Below are 12,685 nucleotides of genomic sequence, written 5' to 3' on the forward strand. Positions count from 1 at the left end.
CCGTTCGGGCGCGTTCGAACCGCGTGGCCGGTCCCGGCGCCGGCCTCGGTCACGCGCCGGCGAGGAGGGTGAGACCGAGCACGATCATGGTGGCGGCGACCAGGCCGTCCAGGACGCGCCAGGCCACGGGCCGGGCCAGGAAGCGGCCGAGGTAGCGGGCGCCGAAGCCGAGCGCGGCGAACCAGCAGAGGCTGGCGAGGGCGGCTCCCAGGCCGAAGGTCCAGCGCAGCGGTCCGCGGTCGGCGGCGACGGAGCCCAGCAGGAACACGGTGTCGAGGTAGACGTGCGGGTTGAGCCAGGTCAGCGCGAGGCAGGTGAGCACCGCGCGCCGTCGCGTGCCGGCCGCGTCGCCCTCCGCCCGCAGCGCACCGGCCGGGCCGAACACGCGCCGGGCGGCCAGGGCGCCGTAGCAGAGCAGAAAGGCGCCCCCGATCCGGGCGACCGCGGTCAGCGCCTCCGGCCAGGCCACCACCACCGCGCCGACTCCGCCGACGCCGAGGGCGATGAGGACGGCGTCGGACAGCGCGCAGATGCCGACCACGGCGAGGACCGCGTCGCGGCGGATCCCCTGGCGCAGGACGAAGGCGTTCTGGGCACCGATGGCGACGATGAGCGAGAGGCCGGTGCCGAAGCCGGCGGCCGCGGCGGTGAGTGCGTTGGGCATGCCCCCGACGCTAAGCGTGACGATCACCGGACGTACAGCTGAAGATTCTTACGTAACATCAGCGGAGCTTAGGAAAGGGGCGGAACGGTGACTACCGGGGCGACGACGGTGCCGGCGGACCTGCCACTGGACCAGGTGCGCACCCTGCTGACCGTGGTGGACGAGGGCACGTTCGACGCGGCGGCCGCCGCGCTGCACATCACCCCGTCCGCGGTCAGCCAGCGGGTGAAGGCGCTGGAGCAGCGCACCGGGCGTGTGCTGCTGCTGCGCACCAAGCCGGTGCGGCCCACGGAGTCCGGAGCGGTGCTGGTGCGGCTGGCCCGGCAGATGGCCAGGATGGAGCGGGACGCCTGCGCGGAGCTGGGGCTGACCGGTGCCGGGGAGCCGACCCGGGTCTCGGTGGCCGTCAACGCCGACTCGCTCGCGACCTGGTTCCTCGGCGCCCTCACGCTTATTCCGCCGGAGTCCCGGCTCTGCTTCGAGCTGCGCCGCGAGGACGAGGCCCACACGGCGGCCCTGCTGCGCGAGGGGGTGGTGATGGCCGCGGTGACCTCCTCCCCCGATCCGGTGCCGGGCTGCACCGTCCGGTTCCTGGGCCGGATGCGCTACCGGCCCTGCGCCGCCCCGGACTTCGCCGCCCGGCAGCTGGACGGGCCGCTGGGGGACGCGCTCGCCACGGCTCCCGTGGTGGTGTTCGACCGGCGGGACGACTTCCAGGACGCCTTCGTGCGACGGCTCGGGCGTGACGGTGCCGGGCCGGCGCGGCACTACGTGCCGACCTCGGAGGGTTTCGTGCAGGCGGTCGCCGCCGGGCTCGGCTGGGGCATGGTGCCGCAGCCCCAGGCGGAGCCCCTGCTGCGCAGCGGCCGGCTCGTCGACTTCGCACCGGAGTCGGCCGTCGACGTCCCGCTGTACTGGCAGCAGTGGAAGCTCGACTCCCCCGCTCTGGCGGCGGTGGCCGACGCGGTGGTGACGGCGGCGGCCGAGGCGCTGCGCGACTGAGTGCACGGCGAGACCGGCGCGATACCGCCGGTTTCACTCCGCGGTCGACAGGTCACCCGAAGCGGAGTAAGGCATTCACGAGGGCACGACACGATTCGAACGCAGGTGACTACTGATGGACAACTGGCGCGAGCACGCCGTGTGCCGCACGGAGGACCCCGACCTGTTCTTCCCGATCGGCACCACCGGCCCGGCCCTGATGCAGACCGAGCAGGCGAAGGCGGTCTGCAGGCGCTGCCCCGTCCAGGAGCAGTGTCTGCAGTGGGCGCTCGACACGGGACAGTCCCTCGGTGTCTGGGGCGGGACCAGCGAGACGGAGCGCCGTGCGCTCAAGCGCCGCGCGGCGGCACGCCGGCGCTCGGGGTGAGCGCGGGCCCTCGACGGCCGGTACATCGCGGCGCACCCCGGGACGCGGGAGGCACCTCCGCCTCCCGGGGTCCCCGCACCGTGCCTTCCCGGGGCGGCCGCTGGGTTCAGGCGGTCTGCCGTGCCGCGGCCCGGCCCGCCGCCCGTCCGGAGAACAGGCAGCCGCCGAGGAAGGTGCCCTCCAGCGCGTTGTAGCCGTGCACCCCGCCGCCGCCGAAGCCGGCCACCTCGCCGGCCGCGTACAGTCCCTCGACCGGTGTGCCGTCGGCGCCCAGGGCACGTGAGTCCAGGTCGGTCTGGATGCCGCCGAGGGTCTTGCGCGTCAGGACGTGCAGCTTGACGCCGATCAGTGGGCCCGCCTCCGGGTCGAGGATGCGGTGCGGGGCCGCGACCCGGCCGAGGCGGTCGCCGATGTAGCGGCGGGCGTTGCGGATGCCCTGGACCTGGGCGTCCTTGGCGTACGGGTGGGCCATCTGGAGGTCACGGGCCTCGATCTGACGCCGGATCGGGGCGGCTTCCAGGAGGGGCTTGTCGGTGAGCGCGTTCATCCGGTCGACGAGCTGCTCCAGGTCCGGCGCGGTCACGAAGTCGGCGCCCTGGCGCAGGAAGGCGTCCACCGGGCCCGGAGCACCCTTGCCGAGGACGCGCTCGCGCAGGAATCCCGCACGGTCCTTGGCGGTGATGTCCGGGTTCTGCTCGGAGCCCGAGAGGGCGAACTCCTTCTCGACGATCTTCCGGGTGAGGATGAACCACGAGTGGTCGTGGCCCGCCAGGTCGTCGGCGGTGCGCAGGTGCCGCAGCGTGCCGAGGGTGTCGTAGCCGGGCAGGTACGGCGCGGGCAGGCGGCGCCCGAGGGCGTCGAACCACATCGACGACGGCCCGGGCAGGATGCGGATGCCGTGGCCGGGCCAGATCGGGTCCCAGTTGCGCAGGCCCTCGGTGTAGTGCCACATCCGGTCGCGGTTGACCAGGCGGACCCCCGCCTCGGCGCTGATGTCCAGCATCCGCCCGTCGACGTAGGCGGGGACGCCGGTGACCATCTCGGCGGGCGGCGTGCCGAGGCGTGCGGGCCAGTGGCGGCGCACGATGTCGTGGTTGGCGCCGATGCCGCCGGAGGTGACGACCACGGCCTGGGCGGTCAGTTCGAACTCGCCGGTCGCGTCGCGGCTGGAGGCGACCCCCCGGGGCGAGGAGTCCTCGGCGAGGACCGTGCCGCGCACGCCGCGCGCGGTGCCGGCCTCGACGACCAGGTGGTCGACGCGGTGACGGTGGTGGAAGGTCAGCAGGCCGTCTCGCGCGGCCTGCTGCGCGTACCGCACGAACGGCTCGACGACTCCGGTGCCGGTGCCCCAGGCGATGTGGAAGCGGGGCACCGAGTTGCCGTGCCCGCCGGCCGTGAGGTCACCGCGCTCGGCCCAGCCGACGGTGGGCAGGAAGGAGATGCCGTGCCCGGCCAGCCAGGACCGCTTCTCCCCCGCCGCCCACTCGACGTACGCCCGTGCCCAGCGCACGGCCCAGGAGTCCTCGTCCTCGGTCCGGTCGAAGCCGGCGCTGCCCTGCCAGTCGCTCCAGGCCAGGTCGAAGGAGTCCTTGACGCCGAGGCGCCGCTGCTCCGGGGAGTCGACGAGGAAGAGGCCGCCGAAGGACCAGAAGGCCTGTCCGCCGAGGTTGGCCGCGTTCTCCTGGTCGACCAGCGCGACCCGGCGGCCCCGGCTGGTCAGCTCGTGCGCCGCGACCAGGCCCGCGAGGCCCGCTCCGACCACGATGACGTCGGCGTCCATGGCGCCCGTCCCTTCCTCGTCCGTCTTCTCAGTGGGTGTTGCCGGTGGTGCCGGGGGCGGTGCTCCCGACGACGAGCAGCGCGGTGAGCAGCCGGCCCAGCCAGCCCCGCGCGTGCTCGGCGTCCCGGTCGAGCAGCAGTTGCGTGGTGACGCCGTCGTAGGCGGCGACCACGGCGTGCGCGGCGGCCTCCGCGTCGCCGAACACGGCGGGCAGCGGGGTGTGCGCGTGCGCCCGGGCGAGGCGGTCGGCGATCGCCCGGCGCAGGCGCGCCCGGTGCTCCAGCAGCGTCCGCGCCACGTCCGGGTCGCGGGCGGCGTGCACCAGGAAGTCCGTCTTGACCAGGAGCCAGTCCCGGTCCAGCAGCAGCACCTCGGTGACCCGGCGCACGGCGGCCGGTACGTCGAGGTCCGGCCCGTCGAGGGCGAGGGCGCCGGACACCTGGTCCGCGATCAGCTCGGCCCGTTCGCGGTAGAGGGCGAAGAACAGTTCGTCGAGGCTGTCGAAGTTCGAGTAGAAGGCGCCCCGGCTGTAGCCGGCGGCCTCGCAGACCTCCTCGATCGAGACCCGGCCGAACCCCTTGGCGGCGAACACGGCGAACGCCGCGTCCAGCAGGTTCGCGCGGGTCCGCGCGCGCCGCCTGGTCACGCGCCCGGCCGCCTGCCCCACCGGCATGCCCGCACCGCCTCTCCGTCGTTCGATACGCGAATGTATCGAATACACCGGTGCATCGAAAGGGTCCGGGCGCACCGGCGTTCGCATCGCGCCGACGTACGGGCGGAGAACGGCGGCCGGGGAGGATGCGGCCGCGCGGCACGGCCTCGCGGGCCGTGCCGCGCAGCCGCGCGCCGAGGGCGTCCGTTACGGGGGGATGTACGTGCGCAGGGCGTCCCAGGTCTTCGGGCCGACGATGCCGTCGACCCCGCCCGGCACACCGAACTCCTTCTGGAACTGCCGGACGGCGCTCCTGGTGTAGGTGCCGAAGTCGCCGTCGACGCCGTTCGGGCCGAGGTAGTAGTCCCAGTCCCGCAGCAGGCACTGGGCTTCACGCACGGTGTTGCCCTTCGATCCGTAGGAGATGGTCGGCGGCGTCCTGCGGTTGTCGTACCCGCAGTACTCGACGGACGCGGTGGCCGTGACGGCGGCCGGCCGCTCGGTGGCCACGGCCTGCGCCGCGGCGGCCGGGCCGGCCAGCACGGAGAGCAGCGCGGCCGTCATCACGACGCGACGCGGGCCCGGGCTGTTTCCGAACATGCGAGTCATGCGATCCCCCTGGTGAACGGGTGTCGGAACGCCCGGTGGTCGACCGGGCTCACCGGCGGGTGCGTCGGACGCCGCACCGCCCCGGCGACCACAGAACCTAGCCCCGGGCCGCTCCGCGGGCGTCACACCAGCGCGGTAGCCGGCGGTAAACCCTGGCGGTAAGCGGTCACGCCGGCCCGGCCGCGGCGACCGGGGCACCGGGCACCCGGGCGCGACCCGCCCCGGGACGCCTCCCGCATAGAACGTATTTTCGAATACGCGGTACCCTGGTCCCATGACCAGGCACCTCCAGGGATCCCTCTTCGACCAGACGGACGAGGTCCGGCTCGGTTCCCTCGCGGGGGTGCGCCGCACCCTGCTGGGCTCCGGCGCGTGGATCGACGTGCTCCCCGGGTGGCTGAGCGGGGCCGACGCACTGTTCGAGCGGCTGGCCGCCGACGTGCCGTGGCGCGCGGAGCGGCGCGCCATGTACGACCAAGTGGTCGACGTGCCCCGGCTGCTCGCGTTCTACGGCGCGGACGAGCCGCTGCCGCACCCGCTGCTGGACGAGGCCCGTGACGCCCTGTCCGTCCACTACGCCGAGGAGCTGGGCGAGCCGTTCACGACCGCCGGGCTGTGCCAGTACCGGGACGGCCGGGACAGCGTCGCCTGGCACGGCGACCGGATCGGCCGGGGCGCGCGCCGGGACACGATGGTCGCCATCCTCTCCGTGGGCGCGCCTCGCGACCTGCTGCTGCGCCCGGCGGGCGGGGGCGGCGAGACCGTGCGACGCCCGCTGGGCCACGGCGACCTGATCGTGATGGGCGGCTCCTGCCAGCGCACCTGGGAGCACTGCGTCCCCAAGAGCACCCGCGCCGTGGGCCCGCGCATCAGTGTCCAGTTCCGTCCGCACGGGGTGCGCTGAGCGTCGCACGGCCCGTGGGGCCTCCCCGTCTGCTTGGCTGTCCCCGTCGGCCGGCCACCTGGGAATGCGGGGACACTGATGCGCGCGGACGTGCGGCACGTCGCGGACGGCACCTACCTGGTGCACGGGAGCAACACCAACTGGGTCGTCCTCACCGAGGGCGACGCGCTGACCCTGATCGACACCGGCTACCCCGGCGACCGGCGGCTCCTGCTCGACTCCCTCACGGCGATCGGGCGTTCACCCGAGGCGGTCACGGCCGTCCTCGTCACCCACGCCCACAACGACCACCTGGGCTCGGCCGAGTACCTGCGCGCCGCCCACGGCATCCCCGTCCTCCTCCACGAGGCCGAGGTGCCGCACGCCCGGCGGGACTTCCTCCACCAGGTGTCCGTCGGCGAGGTGCTGCGCAACAGCTGGCGGCCGGGCGTGCTGCCCTGGATGGTGCACGTGCTCCGTTCCGGCGGCACGCAGCGGCACCCGGTGACCGCCCCCGCCCCCTTCCCCTCGGACGGCCCGCTCGACCTGCCCGGCCGGCCCGTGCCGGTGCACACCCCCGGGCACACCGACGGGCACTGCGCCTACCACCTGCCGGACGCCGGGGTGGTGATCTCCGGCGACGCCCTGGTCAGCGGGCACCCCACCTCGCGGGTGAAGGGGCCCCAGCTGCTGCCCGGCATGTTCCACCACGAGCGGGACCGCACGGTGGCCTCGCTCGACGTCCTCGCGCGGCTCGACGGCGACGTGCTGCTCCCCGGACACGGTCCCGTCCACCGGGGCCCGGTGAAGGACGCCGCGCGACTGGCCCGGGAACGGACGTTCTAGAGTCGGGCCCATGTCCCTGCAGATCAGTGCCACCAATCCGGAGCACCCGGCGCTCCTGCTCGAACTTCCGTGGCAGCTGCCCCTGGAGGAGTGGCCCGAGGAGTACCTCGTGCCGCTCCCGCGCGGCATCTCCCGCCACGTCGTCCGCTACGCCAGGGCCGGCGACGAGGTGATCGCCGTCAAGGAGCTCGCCGAGCGGCCCGCGCTGCGCGAGTACGAGCTGCTGCGCGACCTGGACCGGCTCGGCATCCCCGCGGTGGACGCGCTGGGCGTGGTCACCGGCCGCACCGACGAGGCCGGCGAAGCGCTCGAACCGGTGCTGATCACCCGGCATCTCGGCGGGTCCATGCCGTACCGGTCGATGTTCGAGACGACGCTGCGCCCGGCCACCATGCACCGGCTGATGGACGCCCTCGCCGTCCTGCTGGTCCGGCTGCACCTGGCCGGGTTCGCCTGGGGCGACTGCTCGCTGTCCAACACGCTCTTCCGGCGCGACGCGGGCGCCTACGCCGCCTACCTGGTGGACGCCGAGACCGGCGAGCTGCACCCGCGGCTGAGCGATGGGCAGCGCGACTACGACCTCGACCTGGCCCGGGTGAACATCAGCGGCGAGCTGCTCGACCTGGAGGCGTCCGGCGCGCTGCACCCGTCCGTCGACCCGGTGGACTTCGGCAGGGAGATCTGCGCGCGCTACGGCCGCCTGTGGGAGGAGCTGACCCGCACCTCCGTCTACCCGGCGGGCAAGCACCACTACATCGAGCGCCGGATCCGGCGGCTCAACGACCTCGGCTTCGACGTGGCCGAGATGCAGATCGAGCACGCCTCCAACGGCGACACCGTCACCTTCGTGCCCAAGGTCGTCGACGCCGGCCACCACCAGCGCCAACTGCTGCGCCTGACGGGCCTGGACGCCGAGGAGAACCAGGCCCGCCGGCTGCTCAACGACCTGGAGAGCTGGATGGCCACCCAGGACGACTACGCCCCGGGCGATCCCCTGGGCGCCCGCCCGGAGGTGCTCGCCCACCGCTGGGTGCGGGAGGTGTTCCGGCCGACCGTGCGGGCGGTGCCGGTGGAGCTGCGGGGCGCCATGGACCCGGCCGAGATCTACCACGAGCTGCTGGAGCACCGCTGGTACCTGTCCGAGCGGGCCCAGCACGACATCGGCCTGGACACCGCCGTCCGGGACTACCTCACGAACATCCTGCCGAAGGCCCGGGAGACGCTCCAGCCCACCTCGGACTGAGGCGCCCCGGGCACGGCTCAGGCGTGCGGGACCACCGCCACCGGGCAGGCCGCGTGGTGCAGTACGCCGTGCGCCACCGAACCGATCCGCGCCCCGACGGCCGTGCGCCGGGCGCGGCGGCCGACGACCGTCAGCTGGGCGTGCGCGGCCGCCTCCAGCAGCACCTGCCCGGCGCTGCCCATCTCGACGTGCTCGACCACCCGGACGTCGGGGAAGCGCTCGCGCCACGGCCCGAGCGCCTCACCGAGGGCCTTCTTCTCGTACTGCTCCAGACCGCCGGCCTCGTCGGCGAGCCGCATCGACCCCGGGCTGTAGGTGAACACCGTCGGCAGGGTCCAGGCCCGCACGGCACGCAGGGTGGCGCCGCGCGCGGCGGCCGCCTCGAAGGCGAACCCCATCACGTCGGCGCTGTCCTCCGGATCTCCCTGCTGGCCCACGACGACCTCACGGCCCGCGGCCTCCGCCGCCGCCTCGTCCCCGGCCCGCACCAGGACGACGGGCCGGGGCGCCTCGGCGATCACCTGCTGACCGACCGAGCCGAGCAGGAAGCCGACCACCGCTCCGTGGCCGCGTGAGCCCAGCACCAGCGTCCGGGCGTCGGCCGCGGCGGCGAGCAGCACGGCGACGGCGTCGTCGGCCTCGGTGACATCCGTGGACACGGCGAGGCCGGGGTGCCGCTCGGTGACGGTGCGGACCGACTCGGCGACCGCGTCCCGGACCCATCGCTCCTGGGCCTCGCGGTCCCCGGCGCCCGCCGACTCCGGCTCGGCCCGCCAGGCGTGCACGACGTGCAGCGCGGTCTCCCGGCGGACCGCCTCCCGGGCGGCCCAGGCCAGTGCGGCCAGGCTCTCCTCGGTTCCGTCCACCCCTGCCGTGATCGGGCGCGTCATACGGGCCCCTCCCTGTGTCGCGGTCACGTCCATGGCGCCCAGTCTTCCCTACCGTGCGCACCCGATGTCCCAGTGGGAGCGGGTACCGGGCGGGCACGGCGGCCCTCGCCGGCCCGAGCGGTGCGGGGCGAACGACCATACGATGGTCACAGGCCGGTGCGGTGACGGGGACGCCGTGCCGTGAATCCGGCCGTTCGACGTGGGGGACGTATGGCACAGGCCGACGGGGCGACGCGGACCGTCATCATGACCGTGGACGACGATCCGGGGGTCTCCCGTTCCGTCGCCCGTGACCTGCGACGGCGCTACGGCGCCTCGTACCGGATCGTGCGCGCGGAGTCCGGCGAGTCGGCGCTGGAGGCGCTGCGCGAACTCAAGCTCCGCGGTGACCTGGTGGCCGTGATCCTCGCCGACTACCGGATGCCGCGGATGAACGGCATCGAGTTCCTCGAGCAGGCCTGCGACGTGTACCCGGGAGCCCGGCGGGTGCTGCTGACCGCGTACGCCGACACCAACGCGGCCATCGACGCGATCAACGTCGTCGACCTGGACCACTACCTGCTCAAGCCGTGGGATCCCCCGGAGGAGAAGCTCTACCCGGTGCTGGACGACCTGCTGGTGGCGTGGCGCGCCGGCGACCACCGGCCGGTGCCGAGCACCAAGGTCGTCGGACACCGCTGGTCGGCGCGCTCCTCGGAGGTCCGGGAGTTCCTGGCCCGCAACCAGGTGCCCTACCGCTGGTACTCCTCCGACGAGCCCGAGGGGCGGCGGCTGCTGTCGGCGGCCGGGCAGGACGGACAGCGGCTGCCGGTGGTGATCACGCCGGACGGGACGCCGCTCGTGGAGCCGGAGGCGGCGGACCTCGCCGCCCGGGTGGGGCTGGCGACGACACCGGCGGCCGAGTTCTACGACCTGGTGGTGGTCGGCGGCGGGCCGGCCGGGCTCGGGGCCGCGGTGTACGGGGCGTCCGAGGGGCTGCGGACGGTGCTGGTGGAGCGGTCGGCGACCGGTGGGCAGGCCGGGCAGAGCTCCCGGATCGAGAACTACCTCGGCTTCCCGGACGGCGTGTCCGGCGGGCAGCTCACCGAGCGGGCCCGGCGGCAGGCGGCGAAGTTCGGCGCCGAGATCCTCACCGCGCGGGAGGTGACGGGACTCGAGGCCAACGGGGCGGCGCGGATCGTGCGGTTCTCGGACGGTTCGGCGATCGCCGCGCACAGCGTGATCCTGGCGACCGGCGTCTCCTACCGCCAGCTCCCGGCCCCCGGCACGGAGGAACTGACCGGCTGCGGGGTGTTCTACGGGTCGGCACTGACCGAGGCCGCGGCCTGCCAGGACCACGACGTGTACATCGTGGGCGGCGCCAACTCGGCCGGGCAGGCGGCGATGTACCTGTCCCGGGGGGCCAAGTCGGTGACGCTGCTGGTGCGCGGCGGCTCCCTGGCGGCGTCGATGTCGCACTACCTGATCCAGCAGATCGAGGAGACGCCCAACATCCACGTGCGCTGCGGCACGGTGGTCGAGAACGCGCACGGCGACGGGCACCTGGAGCGGCTGACGCTGCGCGACGCGGAGAGCGGGAGCACCGAACTCGTCGACGCCCAGTGGCTGTTCGTGTTCATCGGCGCGGCTCCGCTGACCGACTGGCTGGACGGCACGGTGCTGCGGGACGCGCGCGGGTTCATCCTCGCCGGACCCGACCTGACGCCCGACGGGCGGCCGCCGGCGGACTGGGAGCTGGACCGGCCGCCGTACCACCTGGAGACCAGCGTCCCGGGCGTGTTCGTGGCGGGCGACGCCCGCGCGGAGTCCGCGAAGCGGGTCGCGTCCGCCGTCGGAGAGGGAGCCATGGCCGTGATGCTGGTGCACCGTTACCTGGAGCAGTCGTGAGCGGGCGGCCGGTGCCGTGCAGCCCCGCGGAGATCGGGCGGCTGTTCCTCTTCGAGAAGCTCTCCCCCGACCAGTTGGGCCGGCTGTGCGCCGAGGGCCGGGTGGAGCTGTTCGAACCCGGCCCGGTCTACACCGAGGGCGAGCCCGCGACCTGCTTCTACGTGATGCTGGAGGGTACGGTCGTGCTCTCCCGACGGGTCGGCGCGGACGACGTGGAGACCAACCGCACCTCGCAGCGCGGGGTCTACGCGGGCGCGATGCAGGCCTACGTCGGCGACCGGGTGCCGCAGGTCTACAACAACTCCATGCGGGTCACCGAGCCGACCCGGTTCTTCGTGCTGCCGGCGGACACCTTCGCGGCCGTCATGCGGGAGTGGTTCCCCATGGCGGTGCATCTGCTGGAGGGGCTGTTCTTCGGCTCCAAGAACACCCAGCGGACCATCGGCCAGCGGGAGCGACTGCTGGCGCTGGGTTCGCTGTCCGCCGGTCTCACGCACGAGCTCAACAACCCGGCGGCCGCGGCCGTACGCGCGACGTCGACGCTGCGGGAGCGGGTGGCGAAGATGCGGCACAAGCTCGCCGTGATCGCCGAGGGCCCGTTCTCCCGGGACGCGCTGGCCGGTCTCGTCGAGATACAGGAACGCACGGCCGAGCGGGTCGCGAAGGCGCCCTCGCTGAGCCCGCTGGAGGCCGCCGACCGGGAGGACGCCCTCTGCGACTGGCTGGAGGACCACGGCATCGAGCAGGGCTGGCAGCTCGCGCCGACCTTCGTGCAGGCCGGGCTGGACACCGAGTGGCTGGACCAGGTCGCGGCGGCCGTGGACACGGAGATCCTGCCGGCCGCGGTCGGCTGGCTCAACTACACCGTCGAGACCGAGCTGCTGATGAACGAGATCGCGGACTCCACCGCCCGCGTCTCCCATCTCGTGGACGCGGCCAAGCAGTACGCGCAGCTCGACCGGGCGCCCTACCGGAACGTCGACGTCCATGAACTCCTGGACAGCACGCTGCTGATGCTGTCGGGTAAGATCGGCCCCCGGATCGGGGTCGTCAAGGAGTACGACCGCACGGTGCCGCGCATCCCGGCGTATCCGGCGGAACTGAACCAGGTGTGGACCAACCTGATCGACAACGCGGTCGCCGCCGTGAACGACACGGGCGGTGACGGCTCGCTCACCGTGCGGACCGCGCTCCACCACGACCGGCTGCTGGTGGAGTTCCGCGACACCGGCACCGGCATCGACCCGGAGATCCGGGAGCGGATCTTCGACCCCTTCTTCACCACCAAACCGGTGGGCGAGGGCACCGGGCTCGGCCTGGACATCTCCTGGCGGATCGTGGTCGACAAGCACCACGGGACCCTCCGGGTCGACTCCGTGCCGGGCGACACCCGTTTCCAGGTGCTCCTTCCGCTCACCGCGGCATCATCCGACCCGACCGAGGAGCCCGCATGACCAGTGACACCGGAATCGACCCCGCCGTCCCGCCGAGCGGCACCGGCTGCGTCGAGTGCGACGCGTCGGGCGGCTGGTGGTTCCACCTGCGGCGCTGCGCGGCCTGCGGCCACGTCGGCTGCTGCGACAGCTCGCCCGGACAGCACGCGACCGGCCACTACCGGGACACCGGGCATCCCGTGGTGCAGAGTTACGAGCCCGGCGAGGACTGGTTCTGGGACTACGCGACCGAGGAAATACGGGCCTCGGGGCCGGCACTCGCATCACCGGGGAGCCACCCCGCCGACCAGCCGGCGCCCGGCCCGGCGGAGCGGGTCCCGGCGGACTGGGCCGCCACGCTGCGCCGCTGACCGCGCGCGGGCCCGCGGCCCGCGACGGCGGGGCCGGGCCCGTCGTCCGGGACGCGTG

13 protein-coding genes are annotated in these 12,685 nt (G+C 73.9%); 8 read left to right on the top strand and 5 right to left on the bottom strand.

What is annotated here, in order from left to right; all coding sequences use genetic code 11:
- Nucleotides 1–49 precede the first annotated feature (49 nt).
- Nucleotides 50–664 (bottom strand): LysE/ArgO family amino acid transporter, encoded by a 615-nt coding sequence (locus tag AC0VYN_RS20065; protein ID WP_475532060.1) that lies wholly within the window; start codon nucleotides 662–664, stop codon nucleotides 50–52.
- Between the two features lie 108 nt (nucleotides 665–772).
- Between AC0VYN_RS20065 and AC0VYN_RS20070 the strand changes: the two genes are divergently transcribed.
- Nucleotides 773–1,666: a LysR family transcriptional regulator ArgP gene (locus tag AC0VYN_RS20070; protein ID WP_475536936.1), complete on the top strand. Its 894-nt coding sequence runs from the start codon at nucleotides 773–775 to the stop codon at nucleotides 1,664–1,666.
- A gap of 115 nt (nucleotides 1,667–1,781) precedes the next feature.
- The gene (locus AC0VYN_RS20075) at nucleotides 1,782–2,033 is read left to right on the top strand and encodes a WhiB family transcriptional regulator (protein ID WP_475532061.1); all 252 of its coding nucleotides are present in this window, start codon (nucleotides 1,782–1,784) and stop codon (nucleotides 2,031–2,033) included.
- A gap of 106 nt (nucleotides 2,034–2,139) precedes the next feature.
- Here the strand turns inward: AC0VYN_RS20075 and AC0VYN_RS20080 are convergent, their stop codons facing one another.
- From AC0VYN_RS20080 to AC0VYN_RS20090, 3 genes are all read right to left on the bottom strand, one after another.
- Nucleotides 2,140–3,813, bottom strand: coding sequence for an FAD-binding dehydrogenase (locus AC0VYN_RS20080; protein ID WP_475532062.1), 1,674 nt, complete (start codon nucleotides 3,811–3,813; stop codon nucleotides 2,140–2,142).
- Nucleotides 3,814–3,841: 28 nt separating this feature from the next.
- Nucleotides 3,842–4,486 (bottom strand): TetR/AcrR family transcriptional regulator, encoded by a 645-nt coding sequence (locus AC0VYN_RS20085; protein ID WP_475532063.1) that lies wholly within the window; start codon nucleotides 4,484–4,486, stop codon nucleotides 3,842–3,844.
- A gap of 186 nt (nucleotides 4,487–4,672) precedes the next feature.
- Nucleotides 4,673–5,065 (bottom strand): peptidoglycan-binding domain-containing protein, encoded by a 393-nt coding sequence (locus AC0VYN_RS20090; RefSeq protein WP_475532064.1) that lies wholly within the window; start codon nucleotides 5,063–5,065, stop codon nucleotides 4,673–4,675.
- 283 nt (nucleotides 5,066–5,348) lie between these two features.
- Between AC0VYN_RS20090 and AC0VYN_RS20095 the strand changes: the two genes are divergently transcribed.
- The 3 genes from AC0VYN_RS20095 to AC0VYN_RS20105 all read left to right on the top strand — a co-directional run bounded on the left by AC0VYN_RS20095 (nucleotide 5,349) and on the right by AC0VYN_RS20105 (nucleotide 8,046).
- On the top strand, nucleotides 5,349–5,978 hold the full coding sequence (locus AC0VYN_RS20095; RefSeq protein ID WP_475532065.1) for an alpha-ketoglutarate-dependent dioxygenase AlkB: 630 nt from the start codon (nucleotides 5,349–5,351) through the stop codon (nucleotides 5,976–5,978).
- Nucleotides 5,979–6,056: 78 nt separating this feature from the next.
- Nucleotides 6,057–6,803: an MBL fold metallo-hydrolase gene (locus AC0VYN_RS20100; protein WP_475532066.1), complete on the top strand. Its 747-nt coding sequence runs from the start codon at nucleotides 6,057–6,059 to the stop codon at nucleotides 6,801–6,803.
- A 10-nt stretch (nucleotides 6,804–6,813) separates the two neighbouring features.
- The gene (locus tag AC0VYN_RS20105; RefSeq protein ID WP_475532067.1) at nucleotides 6,814–8,046 is read left to right on the top strand and encodes a DUF4032 domain-containing protein; all 1,233 of its coding nucleotides are present in this window, start codon (nucleotides 6,814–6,816) and stop codon (nucleotides 8,044–8,046) included.
- Nucleotides 8,047–8,063: 17 nt separating this feature from the next.
- Here AC0VYN_RS20105 and AC0VYN_RS20110 read toward each other — a convergent pair whose 3' ends face one another.
- Nucleotides 8,064–8,936: a universal stress protein gene (locus AC0VYN_RS20110; protein ID WP_475532068.1), complete on the bottom strand. Its 873-nt coding sequence runs from the start codon at nucleotides 8,934–8,936 to the stop codon at nucleotides 8,064–8,066.
- Nucleotides 8,937–9,146: 210 nt separating this feature from the next.
- On the opposite strand from AC0VYN_RS20110, the gene AC0VYN_RS20115 reads away from it, so the two are divergent.
- From AC0VYN_RS20115 to AC0VYN_RS20125, 3 genes are read left to right on the top strand one after another with little or no spacing between them, the layout of a single operon-like run.
- Complete coding sequence (locus tag AC0VYN_RS20115; RefSeq protein WP_475532069.1) at nucleotides 9,147–10,823, top strand: NAD(P)/FAD-dependent oxidoreductase; 1,677 nt, start codon at nucleotides 9,147–9,149, stop codon at nucleotides 10,821–10,823.
- Nucleotides 10,820–12,277, top strand: a complete 1,458-nt coding sequence (locus tag AC0VYN_RS20120) for an ATP-binding protein (protein ID WP_475532070.1) — start codon at nucleotides 10,820–10,822, stop codon at nucleotides 12,275–12,277. Before AC0VYN_RS20115 ends, AC0VYN_RS20120 begins: the two co-directional genes overlap by 4 nt.
- The gene (locus tag AC0VYN_RS20125) at nucleotides 12,274–12,627 is read left to right on the top strand and encodes a UBP-type zinc finger domain-containing protein (RefSeq protein WP_475532071.1); all 354 of its coding nucleotides are present in this window, start codon (nucleotides 12,274–12,276) and stop codon (nucleotides 12,625–12,627) included. The genes AC0VYN_RS20120 and AC0VYN_RS20125 overlap by 4 nt, the downstream gene beginning before the upstream one ends.
- The last annotated feature ends 58 nt before the right edge of the window (nucleotides 12,628–12,685 follow it).

It is taken from the genome of Streptomyces sp. 63XJN7_1_ISO-PGPR-S23-121, from assembly GCF_056173025.1.

Bases quoted from the DNA above. Each gene is read 5' to 3' on its own strand.
- AC0VYN_RS20065 (WP_475532060.1), bottom strand. From the start codon at position 664: ATGCCCAACGCACTCACCGCCGCGGCCGCCGGCTTCGGCACCGGCCTC.
- AC0VYN_RS20075 (WP_475532061.1), top strand. From the start codon at position 1,782: ATGGACAACTGGCGCGAGCACGCCGTGTGCCGCACGGAGGACCCCGAC.
- AC0VYN_RS20080 (WP_475532062.1), bottom strand. From the start codon at position 3,813: ATGGACGCCGACGTCATCGTGGTCGGAGCGGGCCTCGCGGGCCTGGTC.
- AC0VYN_RS20085 (WP_475532063.1), bottom strand. From the start codon at position 4,486: ATGCCGGTGGGGCAGGCGGCCGGGCGCGTGACCAGGCGGCGCGCGCGG.
- AC0VYN_RS20090 (WP_475532064.1), bottom strand. From the start codon at position 5,065: ATGTTCGGAAACAGCCCGGGCCCGCGTCGCGTCGTGATGACGGCCGCG.
- AC0VYN_RS20095 (WP_475532065.1), top strand. From the start codon at position 5,349: ATGACCAGGCACCTCCAGGGATCCCTCTTCGACCAGACGGACGAGGTC.
- AC0VYN_RS20100 (WP_475532066.1), top strand. From the start codon at position 6,057: ATGCGCGCGGACGTGCGGCACGTCGCGGACGGCACCTACCTGGTGCAC.
- AC0VYN_RS20105 (WP_475532067.1), top strand. From the start codon at position 6,814: ATGTCCCTGCAGATCAGTGCCACCAATCCGGAGCACCCGGCGCTCCTG.
- AC0VYN_RS20110 (WP_475532068.1), bottom strand. From the start codon at position 8,936: ATGACGCGCCCGATCACGGCAGGGGTGGACGGAACCGAGGAGAGCCTG.
- AC0VYN_RS20115 (WP_475532069.1), top strand. From the start codon at position 9,147: ATGGCACAGGCCGACGGGGCGACGCGGACCGTCATCATGACCGTGGAC.
- AC0VYN_RS20125 (WP_475532071.1), top strand. From the start codon at position 12,274: ATGACCAGTGACACCGGAATCGACCCCGCCGTCCCGCCGAGCGGCACC.